Genomic DNA, 14,681 nt, shown 5'->3' with positions numbered 1-14,681 from the left:
GTCGGTCGAGTCGGCACAGATCGCGACCATCTGCGCCGACTCGACGTGACGGTCAGTGTGCGGTCTTCGCCGGCTCGACGAGCTCGACGAGGACGCCGCCGGCGTCCTTGGGGTGGATGAAGTTGATGCGCGAGTCGGCGGTGCCGCGCTTCGGGGCGTCGTACAGCAGGCGCACGCCGCGCTCGCGGAGGATGGCGCTCACCTGCTCGACGTCGGTGACGCGGTAGGCGAGCTGCTGGAGGCCCGGGCCGCTGCGGTCGAGGAACTTCGCGATCGTGGAGCTCTCGTTGAGTGGCGCGAGCAGCTGGATCTTGTTGTCGGAGTCGCCGACGGCGATCATCGCCTCCTCGACGCCCTGCTCCTCGTTGGTCTCGCGGTGGGCGAGCCTCATGCCGAAGGTCGTCTCGTAGAACGCGATCGCCTCGTCGAGGTCGGGGACGGCCACACCGACGTGGTCGATCTGGGTGAACAGGTGCTCGGGGATGTCCAGGGACGTCATGGCCCCACTCTGGTGCGGGTGCGACCGACCGCGCGAGACTGTGTGACGATGGGCACACGTGGCCGGGCCATGGACCCCCTCCCGCTCCTGGTTAACGGTCGTTAATCTCGGCGTACTGCCAGTGCACACCCTTGGAGGCATGCCATGTCCACCCAGTCCGCATCCGTCATCGTCGCCGGGGCGCGAACCCCGATCGGCCGCCTGCTCGGCGGCCTGAAGAGCCTCTCGGCCGCGGAGCTCGGCGGCGTCGCCATCAAGGGGGCGCTCGAGAAGGCGGGCGTGGCGCCCGAGCAGGTCGACTACCTGATCATGGGCCAGGTCATCCAGGCCGGGTCGGGCCAGAACCCCGCCCGCACGGCCGGCATCGCGGCCGGGCTGCCGATGAGCCTGCCCTCGATCACGATCAACAAGGTCTGTCTCTCGGGGCTCAACGCGATCGCGATGGCCGACCAGCTCATCCGGGCCGGGGAGTGCGAGATCGTCGTCGCCGGCGGCATGGAGTCGATGACCAACGCGCCCCACCTGCTGCCGAAGTCGCGCGAGGGCTTCAAGTACGGCGACACCACGCTCGTCGACTCGATGGCGTACGACGCGCTGTACGACCAGCTGACCCAGCAGGCGATGGGCGGCCTCACCGAGCAGATCAACGCCGAGGGCACGAAGCTGACCCGCGAGGAGCAGGATGCGTTCGCCGCGACCTCCCACCAGCGCGCGGCGGCGGCGCAGAAGAACGGCCTCTTCGACGACGAGATCGTCCCGGTCTCGATCCCGCAGCGCAAGGGCGACCCGATCGTCATCAGCGCCGACGAGGGCGTCCGTGGTGACACCACCGTCGAGTCGCTCGGCAAGCTCCGTCCGGCGTTCTCCAAGGACGGCACCATCACCGCCGGCTCGGCGTCCCAGATCTCCGACGGCGCCGCCGCGGTCGTCGTGATGAGCAAGGCGAACGCCGAGGAGCTCGGCCTGGCATGGCTCGCCGAGATCGGCGCGCACGGCATGGTCGCGGGGCCGGACTCCTCGCTCCAGATGCAGCCCGCCAACGCCACCGCGAAGGCCCTGGAGAAGGAGGGGATCACCGCCGCCGACCTCGACCTGGTCGAGTTCAACGAGGCCTTCGCCGCGGTCGGCATCGAGTCGACCCGCGCGCTCGGTCTGGACCCGGAGATCGTCAACGTCAACGGCGGGGCGATCGCGCTCGGCCACCCGGTCGGCATGTCCGGCACCCGCGTCGTCCTCACCCTGGCGCAGGAGCTCAAGCGTCGCGGTGGCGGCGTCGGCGCGGCCGCGCTGTGCGGCGGTGGCGGCCAGGGTGACGCGCTGATCGTGCGTGTTCCGAAGTCCTGACGTTGCGGCGTGCTGACCCCGCGAGGGTCGACGACCTCGTCGCGCGCGCCCGGGGCGGTGAGCCCCGGGCCGTCGCGCGGCTCGTCTCCCTCGTGGAGGACGCGCCCGTCGGCGGCAGCGAGATCCTCCGCCAGGTGATGGCGGCGCTCGCGCCGTACGGCGGGCGTGCCCACGTCGTGGGCCTCACCGGCGCCCCGGGCGTCGGGAAGTCGACGACGACCTCCGCGCTCGTGCGCGAGCTGCGCGCCGCCGACCGCCGGGTCGCGGTCCTCGCCGTCGACCCGTCCTCGCCCTTCTCTGGCGGCGCGCTGCTGGGCGACCGGATCCGGATGACGGACCACGCCACCGACCGCGGTGTGTTCATCCGCTCCATGGCGTCGCGTGGCCATTTGGGTGGCCTCTCGTGGAGCACGCCGCAGGCCCTCCGCGTCCTCGATGCGGCGGGCTTCGACGTGGTGCTGGTCGAGACCGTCGGGGTCGGCCAGTCGGAGGTCGAGATCGCCTCGCTCGCGGACTCGACTGTCGTCCTCCTCGCGCCGGGCATGGGCGACGGCATCCAGGCGGCCAAGGCCGGGATCCTCGAGATCGGCGACCTCTACGTCGTCAACAAGGCCGACCGCGAGGGCGCCGGCCGGGTCCGTCGCGACCTGCGCGGCATGCTGCGCCTCGCCGACCGGAGCCCCGATGCGTGGCAGCCGCCGGTGCTGGCGACGGTGTCGCAGACCGGCAAGGGCGTCGACGCGCTCGTGGCCGCGCTCGACGAGCACCACGCGTGGCTGTCGTCGAGCGGTGAGCTTGCACGGCGGCGTACGCGTCGCGCGCGGGAGGAGATCGAGGCGATCGCCGTCGAGACCCTGCGCGCCCGCTGGGCGCGCGTCGGCGCCGAGGAGGAGCTGGGCCGGCTCGCGGCCGCCGTCGTGGCGGGGGAGTCCGACCCGTACGCCGCCGCGGACTCGCTCCTCGACCGCTGAGGCGCCCGGGCACGTCGGCCGGTCTGGACCGGTCCGGCTCCGCGTGCCTCCCGCACCCGGAGCCGCTGCTTTGCCATCATGGCCGGCATGAAGAAGGCGATCATCGCCGTGCTCGTGGTGTTCCTCGGGTTCTGGCTGTTCACCGACCCCCACGGCCTCGCCACGACGGCGAAGGACGTGGGTGGTGCTGCGTGGGTCGGGGTGAGCGCGCTCTTCACGAAGGTCATCGACTTCATCACAGACCTGTGAGCCGCAGCGGCCTCGGGACACCTGATATCTCCCGCCACCTCCTGCGCGACGAGGGCGAGGTCGTGGTCGACGAGGTCAGTCATCACTGGGTCGCCTACCTGCGTCCTGCGGTCGAGGGCTTCCTCGGCGTCGTGGTGCTGATCGTCGCCGCGATGATCGACCTCGACGTCGCGTGGATCCTCGTCCTGCTCTCCTGGGCGCTGCTGCTCCATGCCGCGTGGGGCGCGCTGCGGGAGCACCGCGACCGCTTCGTCATCACCAACATGCGTGTCTTCCGGCTCCACGGGGTCCTCTCCACCCACCTCGCCACGATGCCGCTGACCCGCATCCTCGACATCACCGTCGAGAAGCCGTTCCACGGTCGGCTGCTCGGCTTCGGTCACTTCGTCTTCGAGTCCGCCGCCCAGGAGCAGGGGCTGCGGGAGATCCGCTACGTCGGGCGGCCCGACGAGCGCGACCTCACGATCCAGCGGGTCGTGCAGCGGTCCGGCCTGCGCGGTCCGCGGGTGTACGGCGCCTGACCTGCTCCGGCTCGACCGCGACCGGGCACCGGGCCGAGCCTCGCGCAGCACTCGCCCGCCGCACCCCTAGGATTGTCGGCATGACCCAGCAGCCGTTCTCCCGTCCCGGTGCGATCGACCTGTCGGCCCTCAAGCGTCCCGCGCAGTCCGCGCCCGGTGCGGCGGCTCCGGGAGCGCCCGGCGCCACCGCCGGCGGTGCCGGCGGCCAGGCGACCGGCGCCTACACCGTCGAGGTGGACGAGCAGAGCTTCCAGTCGGTCCTCGAGTCGTCGATGACCGCTCCGGTGGTCCTCGTTTTCTACTCGCCCGGTCGGTCCCCGGAGAGCGCCGACCTGGCGCGCAACGTCTCGACCGTCGCCGAGGAGTACGACGGCCGCTTCCTCGCCGGTCTCGTCGACATCGACGCCTCACCGCAGATCGCCCAGGCGATGCAGATCCAGCAGGTCCCGCTCATGTACGTCCTGCTGGACGGCCGCCCGGTCACCCAGCCGATCCCGAGCGCCCCGCCCATCGACGAGCTGCGCGCGTTCTTCAACCAGCTCGGTCAGCAGCTCACCGCCCAGGGCATCGGGGGCCGTCACAAGCCGCGGACCGTCGAGGCGCCCGAGGGCGAGGAGCCGGTCTCCGACCCGCGCTTCGCGGCCGCGGACGAGGCACTCGCCTCGGGGGACGTCGACACCGCCGTCGCGGAGTACGAGAAGCTCGTCGCGGCCAACCCGGCCGACACCGAGGCGGCCGCCGGGCTCGCGCGTGCCCAGCTCCTCAAGCGCACCCAGGGCGTCGACCTCAACGCCGCGCGGGCCGCGGCGGCCGCGAACCCCGACGACGTCGAGGCCCAGATCCTCGTCGCCGACCTGGACCTGCTCGGTGGTCACGTGGAGGATGCGTTCGCCCGGCTCGTCGAGCTCGTGCGGCGTGCCTCCGGCGACGAGCGCAACGCCGTGCGCGAGCACCTCGTCGCCCTCTTCGCCGCGGTCGGCAACGACGACCCGCGCGTCCTCAAGGGCCGTCAGGCGCTCGCCAACGCGCTGTTCTGACCGTCGGCGCACATCGCGTCGAGGACCGCCGACACCGCGGGTGAGGCGGCCATGCTGCGCCGGTGGAGCGCGACGATCTCGCGGGTCGGCACCGGGTCCGTGGCGGCGACCGCGACGAGATCGTCACCGAGCGGCGCGCGACCCAGGCGCGGGACGAGCGCGATGCCGAGCCCGGCCCGGACCAGCGCGAGATGGCTGTCGAACTCCATCGACACGTGCGCGATCCGGGGGAGACGGCCGGTGCCGTCGTACATCCGGGTGAGCCACTGGCGGCAGATCGTCCCCTCCGGCGTCGCGACCCAGCCCTCCTCGACCAGGTCGGCGGGGCGGACCTGCGTGCGCCGGGCGAGGGCATGGTCGCGGTGGACGATCACGTCCGCGACGTCGCACGCGACCGCAGTGGTCTCGACGTGGTCCGGGATGGCGAGGGGTACGTCGCCCCAGCTGTGCACCAGGCCGAGGTCCGTCTGACCCGTGGCGACGAGGTCGATCGTGTCCCAGGGCTCGCGCTCGGCGAGGGTGAGGGTGAGCTCCGGGTAGGCGTCGAGCAGGCCGCGCGCGACCGGCGCGACGAGTCCACGCATGGCGGTCGAGAAGGTGGTCAGCCGGACGATCCCTGCGACGGTCCCCGTCTGGCGATGGAGTCCGGCCTCAAGGGACTCGAGGTCGGTCAGCAGCCGGGCGCCCTCGTCGACGAGGTGGCGCCCGGCGTGGGTCAGCATGACGCCACGCCCGACCCGCTCGAGGAGGCGTACGCCGGTCTGCCGCTCGAGCCGCTTGACCTGCTGTGACACCGCGCTCGGGGTGAAGCCGAGCGCCTCGGCCGCGCCGGCGACCGTCCGGTGGCGGTCGACAGCGCGCAGCGCGACGAGCGCGTCGAGGTCGATCATGAAGGAAGGCTAACGCTATCTCGTCACGAACGTTTGCTGGTGCTTCATGATCGGCCACGCAAGGCTGGACCTGTGACTCGCCGTGACTCGCTCCTCGCCGCCCTCGTCGCCGCCATCTGGGGCGTCAACTTCGTGGTCATCGACTGGGGGATGGGCGACGTTCCGCCCCTGCTCTTCGCGGCGCTCAGGTTCGTGTTCGTCGCCTTCCCCGCCTGCCTGCTGGTCCCGCGACCGGCAGCGCCGTGGCGGACGGTCGTGGCCGTCGGGACGTTCATGAGCCTGGGGCAGTTCGGCTTCCTCTACGCCGCGATGCACGCCGGGCTACCACCCGGGCTCGCGGCCCTCGTGCTGCAGTCCCAGGTGGTCTTCACGATCGTCATCGCCGCCGTGGCGCTGCGGGAGAGGACGACGGCGGTCCAGGTCGCCGGCGTGGCGCTCGGTGCCGTCGGGCTGCTCATCGTCGCGCTCGGCCGCGGCGGGCACGTACCGGCCGGCGCACTCCTGCTCTGCCTGGCCGGCGGCCTCTCCTGGGGGATCGGCAACGTCGTCGCGCGAGCCGCCCGGGTCGCCGGCGGACTGGGACTGACGGTCTGGTCGGCCCTGGTCGTGCCGGTGCCGTTGCTCCTCCTCGGCCTCGTGCTCGACGGGCCGCAGGCGCTGGCGGACGGGGTGGTGCACCTCGGGTGGCACGGCGTCTGGTCGACGGCGTACACCGTGGTGATGAGCACGCTCGTGGCCTACGGGATCTTCAACGGCCTGCTCGCGCGCAACGCCTCGAGCGACGTCGTGCCGTGGATCCTGCTTGTGCCGGTCGTGGCGATGGCCGCGGCCTGGACGCTGGTCGGGGAGAGGCCCAACCCCCCGGAGCTGGTCGGCGGCGCGCTGCTGGTGGCGGGCGTGCTCGTGGCGCAGGGCGTGGCGGCGCGGCTCATGCGCCGGCGGCTACCGCGTCCGGCCCGACTCGGTGTAGCGCGGCCCGTCGCCGCGAACCGCGGCGAGGGCGGCCTCGATCCGGCGGGCGGTGAAGTCGGCGGCCCGCTCCCGGATCTGCTCGATCGTGCAGAACTCCGCCGTGCGGATCTCGCGCGCCTCGTGGACGATCCGCTCGGTGAGTGACGCCGGGTGGACCCCGCCGTCGAAGACGAGACAGACGGCGTCGTCCCAGCCGCTCCACGGCGGCAGCCAGTCGGTGAGCACCAGCTCACCGGCCGGGATCCGCAGGGCCAGCTCCTCCTCGATCTCACGCGAGGTGGCGAGCCGCGGCGACTCGCCGACCTCGACGACGCCGCCGGGCAGGTCCCAGTCGCGCTTGTAGGTCAGCTGGCAGAGCAGCACCCGTTCGTCCTCGTCGCGGAGCAGCATCTGCCCGATCGCGCGCTTGCGCGGGAGGAAGGAGTTGAGCAGCGCCCGGAAGCCCTCCGGCTCGTCCACGGGGACGTCGGTCGTCAGCCGCGCGTAGACGATCCGGTCGACCGGGCGGCCGTCGATCGTCACGCCCCGCATGACGCCCTCGCGGTGCATCCCGGACCAGGTCGCCGTCCGCTGACCCTGAGTGTCGTCAGGATCGACCAGCGCCTCGACCCGCACGTGGGTCATCAGCGCGGCGGCCACCTCTCGGCGTACGACGTCGATGGGCTCGCCCGGCTCCCAGCTGATCCGAGCGACGCCTTCGCCCACGGTGGTCACGGTCAGCTCGTCGCTCACCCGATCACCCTACCGAGGGCCGCACGCCCGAGGGCGACCGGCGTGACGCTCCGCCGACGCGGGGCCCGATCGCGGTGGCGCTGTCACATTCGCCCGGCGAGCGGTGTCTCGTGGGTACGACCAGTTTTCCCGACCCAAGGAGGCACCGATGCCCTCACAGTCCACGTTCCGCATTCCCAAGGCCCGGCTCACCGGCGTCTACGGCTGGCTGGTCTCGCGCTTCGCGACCCGCACGTACGGCGAGATCCCGGACGGTGCCTACGTCTACGCCCACCACCTCCCGCTGCTCAAGGCGGTGCTGAGCTTCGAGGGCAAGGTCGCGAAGTGGGACGCGCTCGACCCGACCCTGAAGTCCTACGCCCAGCTCGCGAGCGCCGGCGCGATCGGCTGCAGCTGGTGCCTCGACTTCGGCTACTTCCTGGCGCACAACGATCACCTCGACCTCGCCAAGGTCAGCCAGGTGCCGCGCTGGCGGGAGCCGGAGAACGCTGACCTCTTCACCGACCTCGAGCGTGACGTCCTCGAGTACGCCGAGGCCATGACCGCCACGCCGCCGACGGTCACGGACCCGATGGTCGAGAAGCTGGTCGACCGGCTGGGGGAGAAGGCGGTCGTCGAGCTGACCCAGATGATCGCGATCGAGAACATGCGGTCGCGCTTCAACACGGCGGCGGGGCTGCAGAGCCAGGGCTACTCCGACGTCTGCGAGATCCCGCTCGCGCGAGCGTCGTCGGCGTCCGCCGTACGCTCGCAGGCATGACCACCCCGCGGCAGCCCTCCTCCGACCCGGACGGCGGACGAGCCCGGGCGAGCGCGGCCGTGGACGCTGCGACCGAGTCGTTCGTCGCTCACCGCAACCTGCTGTTCACCGTCGCCTACGAGCTGCTCGGGTCGGCGGCCGACGCGGAGGACGTCCTCCAGGAGACCTGGCTGCGTTGGGCCGACCGGGCGGCGGACGACGGGAGCGAGGAGGTCCGCGACGAGCGTGCCTACCTCGTCCGGACCACGACCCGTCTCGCCCTCAACCGGCTGCGCACCCTGAGCCGTCGCAAGGAGTCCTACGTCGGCCCGTGGCTGCCGGAGCCGCTGTTGACCGCTCCGGACGTGGCCGAGGACGTCGAGCTCGCGGAGAGCGTGTCCATGGCGATGCTGCTGGTCCTGGAGACGCTCGCGCCCACCGAGCGGGCAGTCTTCGTCCTGCGCGAGGTCTTCGACGTGCCGTACGACGAGATCGCCCACGCTGTCGACAAGTCACCCGCGGCCGTCCGGCAGCTGGCTCATCGGGCGCGCGAGCACGTCGCGGCCCGTCGCCCGCGGGAGGTCGTGTCGCCCGCCGCGTCCCGCCGCGCTCTGGAGGCGTTCCAGCGGGCGGCCCGGACCGGAGACCTCCACGCGCTGCTCGACGTCCTCGCCCCCGACGTGGTGCTGGTCAGCGACGGCGGCGGGCTCAAGCAGGCGGCGCTGCGGCCGATCACCGGCGCCGACAAGGTGCTCCGGTTCCTGGTCGGGGTCACGGCGAAGAACGGCCTCGCCCAGGTCGAGCCGGCCCAGGTCAACGGCAGCCCCGCCCTGCGTCTCCACCTCGACGGCGAGCTCGACGGAGTCCTCGCGCTACGCCTGGACGGCGGCGTCGTCACCGGGCTCTACTACGTCCGCAACCCCGAGAAGCTCCGCCGGCTCGACACCGCCACGCCGCTCACCCGCTGACGGCCGAGTTGTCGGTTGTGACGGGTCGAGTTGCGAGTTGTGACGGGTCGAGTGGTGGGTTGTGACGGGTCGAGTGGTGGGTTGTGACGGCGGCTGGGCGACCGGACGGTCGCCAGCGGCAGCTTCCGCTCAGTCGCTCACCGACTCGGCGCCGGGCTCCTTGGCCTCCGTGGTGACCGGCGACGTCGCGGGGTTGAGCGCTCCGCCCGTCGTCTTGGTCGCTTCGGGTGACTCTTCGGCAAGAACGGGTGACTCTTCGGCAAGAACGGGTGACTCCTCGCGCTTGCGGAACCAGACGGTGGCGAGCGGCGGGAGGACGACCATGGCGTGGGCCGGCTGACCAGACGCCTCGCCCTCGATGGCGGTCACCGCGCCGAAGTTGCCGACGCCGGAGCCGGTGTAGACGTCGGCATCGGTGTTGACGACCTCCTCCCAGACGCCGGCGGAGGGGAAGCCGAGCGGGAAGTCGCCGTGCGGCACGGCGGAGAAGTTGGCGACGCAGACCAGGTCCGGCCCATCGCCGCCGCGCCGGATGAACGAGTAGACGTTGTGGTGGGCATCGTCGGCGTCGATCCAGGAGAAGCCGGCCGGGTCGGCGTCGAGGGCCCACAGCGCCGGCGTGGCGGCGTACGCGCGATTGAGGTCGCGGACGAGGTCGTGCACGCCGCGGTGGTCGGGGTTGTCGAGGAGCCACCAGTCGAGTTCGCGGGACTCGGCCCATTCGGACTCCTGGGCGAACTCGCCGCCCATGAAGAGCAGTTGCTTGCCGGGATGCGCCCACATGTAGGCGAAGTAGGCGCGCAGGGTCGCCAGCTGGCGCCACCGGTCGCCGGGCATCTTCCGGATCAGTGAGCCCTTGCCGTGGACGACCTCGTCGTGGGAGAGCGGCAGGACGTAGTTCTCCGACCACGCGTAAGTCAGCGCGAACGTCATGTCATGGTGGTGCCAGGAGCGGTGCACGGGGTCGTAGTGCAGGTAGCCGAGGGTGTCGTGCATCCAGCCCATGTTCCACTTGAAGCCGAACCCGAGCCCGTCGTACGCCGTCGGCCTGGTGACCCCGGGCCAGGAGGTGGACTCCTCGGCGATCGTCACGATGCCCGGCACCCGCTTGTAGGCGGTCGCGTTCATCTCCTGCAGGAAGCCGACCGCCTCGAGGTTCTCCCGGCCGCCGTGGACGTTCGGCGTCCACTCGCCGGGCCCGCGGGCGTAGTCGAGGTAGAGCATCGACGCCACGCCGTCGACGCGAAGCCCGTCGGCGTGGAACTCCTCAAGCCAGTAGATCGCGTTGGCGACGAGGAAGTTGCGGACCTCGCGGCGGCCGAAGTTGAAGATGTGGGAGCCCCACTCCTTGTGCCAGCCGCGCTGCGGGTTGGGGTCCTCGTAGAGCGGCGTCCCGTCGAAGCGCACGAGCGCCCACGGGTCGGTGGCGAAATGGCCGGGCACCCAGTCGAGGATGACGCCGATGCCGGCCTGGTGGAGCTGGTCGACGAGATACCTGAAGTCGTCAGGGGTACCGTAGCGCGCGTCCGGGGCGAAGTACGACGTCACGTGGTAGCCCCACGAGCCGCCGTACGGGTGCTGCATGACGGGCATCAGCTCGACGTGGGTGAAGCCCAGGTCGGCGAGGTAGGGGACCAGCTCGTCGGCGAGCTCGCGGTAGGAGCGCCCGCGCCGCCACGAGCCGAGGTGGAGCTCGTAGACCGACATCGGCGCGGCGATCGGCTGCTTGGCGCGGCGGTCCTCCATCCACGCGGCGTCGCCCCAGGCGTAGCCGGACTCGAAGACGACCGAGGAGGTCTTCGGCGGCTCCTCGGCGTGGAAGGCGAGCGGGTCCGCCTTCTCCCGCCACTCCCCGTCGGCCCCGAGTACGACGAACTTGTACTGCGTCCCGGAGCCGACCTCGGGCACGAACAGCTCCCACACGCCCGACGTGCCGAGCTGGCGCATCGGGTGCTCGCGGCCGTCCCAGTGGTTGAAGGCGGCCTTCACCCGGACGCCCTGGGCGTGCGGCGCCCAGACGGCGAAGGAGGTGCCGGTCACCGGCGGCCCGCCGAGCCCCTCGTAGTGGTGGACGTGAGCGCCCAGCACGTCCCAGAGCCGCTCGTGACGGCCCTCGTTGACCAGGTGCAGGTCGAGCTCGCCGAGCGTCGGGAGGAAGCGGTAGGGGTCGTCGAGCTGGAGGGTGTGGCCGTCGTAGGTCACCAGCACGCGGTAGTCCGGGACGTCCGCGACCGGCAGGACGCCGACCCAGATCCCCCCGTGCTCGTGCACCAGCTCCACCTCGGTCGTCCCGCCCGCGGGCTCGACATAGCGCACGACGACCTGGGCGGCAAGCGGCTTGAGGACGCGGACCGTGACGCCGCCGTCGTGAGGGTGGGGGCCGAGCACCGAGTGGGGGCTGCCGTGCCGGCCGTCGGCGAGCAGCTCGAGCTCGGACCGGTCGATGGTGAGAGGGGCAGGGGAGGTCATGAGGCTCCGATCCGGGCGATCGCGGCGAGCGGGATCTCCAGCCACGCGGGCCGGTTGCGTGACTCGTAGACGCACTCGTAGACGGCCTTGTCGGCGACGTAGGCCTGCAGGAGGGTGCGCTCGTCGGGCGTGAGCTCCTCGGCGTACGCCACCACGAAGAAGTTGCGGTTCCGGTTCGCCCACTCGACCGCGCGCAGCCGGAGCTGCTCCTCCTCCTCGCCTGCGTTCAGGCCGTGCAGGACGGCGTGGGGGGCGTAGTCGAAGGAGCGCAGCATCCCTGCGACGTCGCGCCAGCGCGAGTCCGGCTCGAGCCGCTCGGCGAGCGGCTTGGCGGGCTCGCCCTCGAAGTCGACGATCTTCCACCCCACCGACGTGCGCAGAGTCTGGCCGAGGTGGAGGTCCCCGTGGATCGTCTGGACGGTGATCTCGGGCAGCGCGGCGACCTGGGCGAAGCTCGCGCGGAGGGCGTCGGCGTGCTCGGCGAGCTGCGGGACCACGGCCAGGGCGTCGTCGAGGCGCGACGTCATCGCCCGCGCCAGCGCGGCGGTCGCCTCCGGGCCGCGGGTCTGCGTCCCGAAGTGCTCCGCGAGGGTCCGGTGGACCTCCGCGAGCGCCTCGCCCAGCCGGGTCGACTCGCCGGCGAAGTCGCCCCCGGAGTCGGTGGCGTGCTGCTCCGGCTCGGCGAGCAGGGTGCGGACGCTGGCGAGGGCGAGGTCCCATCCGTCGGTGGCCGTCCGCAGGAACTTCTGCAGCATCGCGAGCTGCATCGTGGCGCCCTCGTCGTCGCCCGGTGCCGCCGTGTCGAGCCAGCCGTAGAGCGGCGCGACGTGCTCGGAGCCGGCGTTGGTCAGGACCTCGTGGATCCGGATGTCCGGGTTGAGCCCGGGGGTCACCTTCCGGAAGACCTTCATCAGCGAGTCCTCGCCGAAGGCCACGGACGAGTTGGACTGCTCGCCGGAGAAGAGCGTCGAGTGGGCCTCGACGTCGAGATCGTGGCCGGGCAGCCGGTGGAACACCAGGGGCGATGCGGGGTCGCCCGGCCCCTCGGCCGCCCGCGCGAACGAGCGGAGCCAGCAGGCCATCGCCTCGCGGTCGTGGAGGGCGTCGTACGCATGGACCCAGCCGTACGCCGGGTCCTCCCACCAACCGATGAACGCGTGGTCGAGCCGTCCCTCGGGGTGCGCGTAGAACGAGAGCGGGACCTGGTAGAGCTCGGTGTCGGGCGCGGCACCCGCGACGGCGTCGCCGTAGGTCACCTCGACGAGGTAGACGACGACGTGCGGGCTGGTCTCGACCCGGCCCGGCACCTCGCCGACGGCGGTGATCGCGGTGACCTCGAAGGGGCGCCCCTTGCCTCCGAACCAGCGGGTGCGGACGAGGTAGTCGTGGAACAGCTCGCGGTCGAGATGGTCCGTGGTCGGCGACGGGTTCGGCCGGTCGGCCGGTCGATCGGTCACAGCAGCGCTCCTTCCTCGGCGGTCGCTCCGCTCGCGCTGCTCTCGACGGGCTGGGTCAGGCGGAACCAGTAGAAGCCGTACCCGCCGAGGGTCAGCAGGTACGGCAGCTCGCCGATCGGCGGGAACGGCACTCGGCCGATCACCTCGACCGGGACCATGCCCTCGAAGCGGCGCAGGTCGAGCTCGACAGGCTGCGGGAAGCGGGACAGGTTGTTGACGCAGATCATGATCTCCGTCGTGCCGTCGGGGAACGTGTGCTCCCGGGAGTAGGACAGCACCGACGGGTTGGAGCCACCCAGGTCGTGGAAGCTCCCGAGCCCGAACGCCGGGTGCTGCTTGCGCGCGTGGATCATCCGGCGGGTCCACTGCAGCAGCGACGACGGATCCTCGGTCTGCGCCTCGACGTTGACCGCCTGGTAGCCGTAGACCGGGTCCATCACCAGCGGCCGGTCGAGCTTGCCGGGGTTGGCGGTGGAGAAGCCGGCGTTGCGGTCGCCGGACCACTGCATCGGCGTGCGTACGGCGTCGCGGTCACCGAGCCAGATGTTGTCGCCCATCCCGATCTCGTCGCCGTAGTAGAGGACCGGCGACCCCGGCAGCGACAGTAGGAGCGCGGTGAACAGCTCCATCTGGTTGACGTCGTTGTCGAGCAGCGGAGCCAGCCGCCGCCGGATGCCGATGTTGGCCTTCATCCGGGGGTCCTTGGCGTACTCCGCCCACATGTAGTCGCGGTCCTCGTCGGTGACCATCTCGAGGGTCAGCTCGTCGTGGTTGCGCAGGAAGATGCCCCACTGGCAGCCGCTGGGGATCGGCGGCGTCTGCTCGAGGATCTCCGAGATGGGGAAGCGCGACTCGCGGCGTACGGCCATGAAGATGCGCGGCATCACCGGGAAGTGGAAGCACATGTGGCATTCGTCGCCACCCGACGCGAAATCGCCGAAGTAGTCCACGACGTCGGCGGGCCACTGGTTGGCCTCGGCGAGCAGGATCCGGCCGGGGTACTCCTCGTCGACGACGCGGCGGACCTTCTTGAGGAACTCATGTGTCTCGGGGAGGTTCTCGCCGTTGGTGCCCTCACGGACGTAGAGGTAGGGGACCGCGTCGAGGCGAAACCCGTCGAGACCCATGTCCAGCCAGAACCGCAGGGCATCGAGGACGGCCTCGTGCACCTGGGGGTTCTCGTAGTTGAGGTCGGGTTGGTGGGAGAAGAACCGGTGCCAGAAGTACTGCTGGCGGACCGGGTCCCAGGTCCAGTTGGACGGCTCGGTGTCGACGAAGATGATCCGCGCGTCCTGGTACTTCTCGTCCGTGTCGGACCAGACGTAGAAGTCGCCGTACGGGCCGTCGGGGTCACTGCGCGACGCCTGGAACCACGGGTGCGCGTCGCTGGTGTGGTTGGCGACGAAGTCGATGATCACCTTGATCCCACGCTCGTGGGCGGCGTCCAGGAACACCTGGAAGTCCTCGACCGTGCCCACGAGCGGGAGGACGCCGGTGTAGTCGGCGACGTCGTAGCCGCCGTCGCGCAGTGGGCTCGGGAAGAACGGTGGCAACCAGAGGCAGTCGACGCCGAGCCACTGCAGGTAGTCGAGCTTCTTGGTCAGGCCCTTGAAGTCGCCGGTGCCGTCACCGTTGGAGTCCTTGAAGGAGCGGACCAGGACCTCGTAGAAGACCGCGGTCTTGAACCACGCCGGCGGCCCCGCCTCGCGGGAGTCCTCGAAGCTGCTCTCCTCGGCGGCGGGGGTGGCCTCGACGGGGGAGGTCGCGGTCTGCGCCTGGGCCGAGGCCTGCGCGGTGGACTGGGGTGTCGCGTGGTCGGGGGTCTGCTCCATC

Annotated in this window: 13 protein-coding genes and 1 pseudogene; 8 read left to right on the top strand and 6 right to left on the bottom strand. The window is 71.4% G+C overall.

Features of this window, described 5'->3' with window-relative positions:
• Positions 1-52: 52 nt before the first annotated feature.
• Entirely contained in the window at positions 53-499 is a 447-nt protein-coding gene (gene mce, locus AB3X52_RS14355) for a methylmalonyl-CoA epimerase (RefSeq protein WP_367994772.1), read from the bottom strand.
• A gap of 144 nt (positions 500-643) precedes the next feature.
• Between mce and AB3X52_RS14350 the strand changes: the two genes are divergently transcribed.
• The 5 genes from AB3X52_RS14350 (at position 644) to AB3X52_RS14330 (ending at position 4,621) form a co-directional block, all read left to right on the top strand.
• On the top strand, positions 644-1,843 hold the full coding sequence (locus AB3X52_RS14350; RefSeq protein WP_367994771.1) for an acetyl-CoA C-acetyltransferase: 1,200 nt from the start codon (positions 644-646) through the stop codon (positions 1,841-1,843).
• Between the two features lie 2 nt (positions 1,844-1,845).
• Complete coding sequence (gene meaB / locus AB3X52_RS14345; RefSeq protein WP_367994770.1) at positions 1,846-2,814, top strand: methylmalonyl Co-A mutase-associated GTPase MeaB; 969 nt, start codon at positions 1,846-1,848, stop codon at positions 2,812-2,814.
• Positions 2,815-2,901: 87 nt separating this feature from the next.
• Positions 2,902-3,063 (top strand): hypothetical protein, encoded by a 162-nt coding sequence (locus tag AB3X52_RS14340; protein WP_367994769.1) that lies wholly within the window; start codon positions 2,902-2,904, stop codon positions 3,061-3,063.
• Positions 3,060-3,584 carry a PH domain-containing protein gene (locus AB3X52_RS14335; RefSeq protein WP_367994768.1) on the top strand — a complete coding sequence of 175 codons (525 nt, stop codon included), beginning with the start codon at positions 3,060-3,062 and terminating at the stop codon, positions 3,582-3,584. Before AB3X52_RS14340 ends, AB3X52_RS14335 begins: the two co-directional genes overlap by 4 nt.
• A gap of 80 nt (positions 3,585-3,664) precedes the next feature.
• Positions 3,665-4,621, top strand: a complete 957-nt coding sequence (locus AB3X52_RS14330; protein ID WP_367994767.1) for a tetratricopeptide repeat protein — start codon at positions 3,665-3,667, stop codon at positions 4,619-4,621.
• Here the strand turns inward: AB3X52_RS14330 and AB3X52_RS14325 are convergent.
• Positions 4,594-5,511: a LysR family transcriptional regulator gene (locus tag AB3X52_RS14325; protein WP_367994766.1), complete on the bottom strand. Its 918-nt coding sequence runs from the start codon at positions 5,509-5,511 to the stop codon at positions 4,594-4,596. The genes AB3X52_RS14330 and AB3X52_RS14325 overlap by 28 nt on opposite strands.
• Before the next feature lie 150 nt (positions 5,512-5,661).
• Between AB3X52_RS14325 and AB3X52_RS14320 the strand changes: the two are divergent.
• Positions 5,662-6,357: pseudogene (locus AB3X52_RS14320) on the top strand (EamA family transporter); the annotation flags it as partial.
• A gap of 96 nt (positions 6,358-6,453) precedes the next feature.
• On the opposite strand, the gene AB3X52_RS14315 reads toward AB3X52_RS14320, so the two are convergent.
• Positions 6,454-7,215 carry an NUDIX hydrolase gene (locus tag AB3X52_RS14315; RefSeq protein ID WP_367994765.1) on the bottom strand — a complete coding sequence of 254 codons (762 nt, stop codon included), beginning with the start codon at positions 7,213-7,215 and terminating at the stop codon, positions 6,454-6,456.
• 148 nt (positions 7,216-7,363) lie between these two features.
• Here AB3X52_RS14315 and AB3X52_RS14310 point away from each other — a divergent pair, with 148 nt between their 5' ends.
• Together AB3X52_RS14310 and AB3X52_RS14305 are read left to right on the top strand one after the other, a co-directional pair.
• Positions 7,364-7,975 (top strand): carboxymuconolactone decarboxylase family protein, encoded by a 612-nt coding sequence (locus AB3X52_RS14310; RefSeq protein ID WP_367994764.1) that lies wholly within the window; start codon positions 7,364-7,366, stop codon positions 7,973-7,975.
• The gene (locus AB3X52_RS14305; RefSeq protein ID WP_367994763.1) at positions 7,972-8,922 is read left to right on the top strand and encodes an RNA polymerase sigma-70 factor; all 951 of its coding nucleotides are present in this window, start codon (positions 7,972-7,974) and stop codon (positions 8,920-8,922) included. Before AB3X52_RS14310 ends, AB3X52_RS14305 begins: the two co-directional genes overlap by 4 nt.
• 129 nt (positions 8,923-9,051) lie before the next feature.
• Here the strand turns inward: AB3X52_RS14305 and glgB are convergent, their stop codons facing one another.
• The 3 genes from glgB to treS are packed head-to-tail and all read right to left on the bottom strand — an operon-like array spanning position 9,052 to position 14,680.
• Positions 9,052-11,391 carry a 1,4-alpha-glucan branching protein GlgB gene (gene glgB / locus AB3X52_RS14300; RefSeq protein WP_367994762.1) on the bottom strand — a complete coding sequence of 780 codons (2,340 nt, stop codon included), beginning with the start codon at positions 11,389-11,391 and terminating at the stop codon, positions 9,052-9,054.
• Positions 11,388-12,848, bottom strand: a complete 1,461-nt coding sequence (locus tag AB3X52_RS14295; RefSeq protein ID WP_367994761.1) for a maltokinase N-terminal cap-like domain-containing protein — start codon at positions 12,846-12,848, stop codon at positions 11,388-11,390. Before AB3X52_RS14295 ends, glgB begins: the two co-directional genes overlap by 4 nt.
• Positions 12,845-14,680 carry a maltose alpha-D-glucosyltransferase gene (gene treS, locus AB3X52_RS14290; RefSeq protein ID WP_437440557.1) on the bottom strand — a complete coding sequence of 612 codons (1,836 nt, stop codon included), beginning with the start codon at positions 14,678-14,680 and terminating at the stop codon, positions 12,845-12,847. The genes AB3X52_RS14295 and treS overlap by 4 nt, the downstream gene beginning before the upstream one ends.
• Position 14,681: the final 1 nt, after the last annotated feature.

Source organism: Nocardioides eburneus (genome assembly GCF_040838215.1).
GTDB lineage: Bacteria > Actinomycetota > Actinomycetes > Propionibacteriales > Nocardioidaceae > Nocardioides > Nocardioides eburneus.
This window is presented reverse-complemented; position numbering and strand designations above follow the sequence as displayed.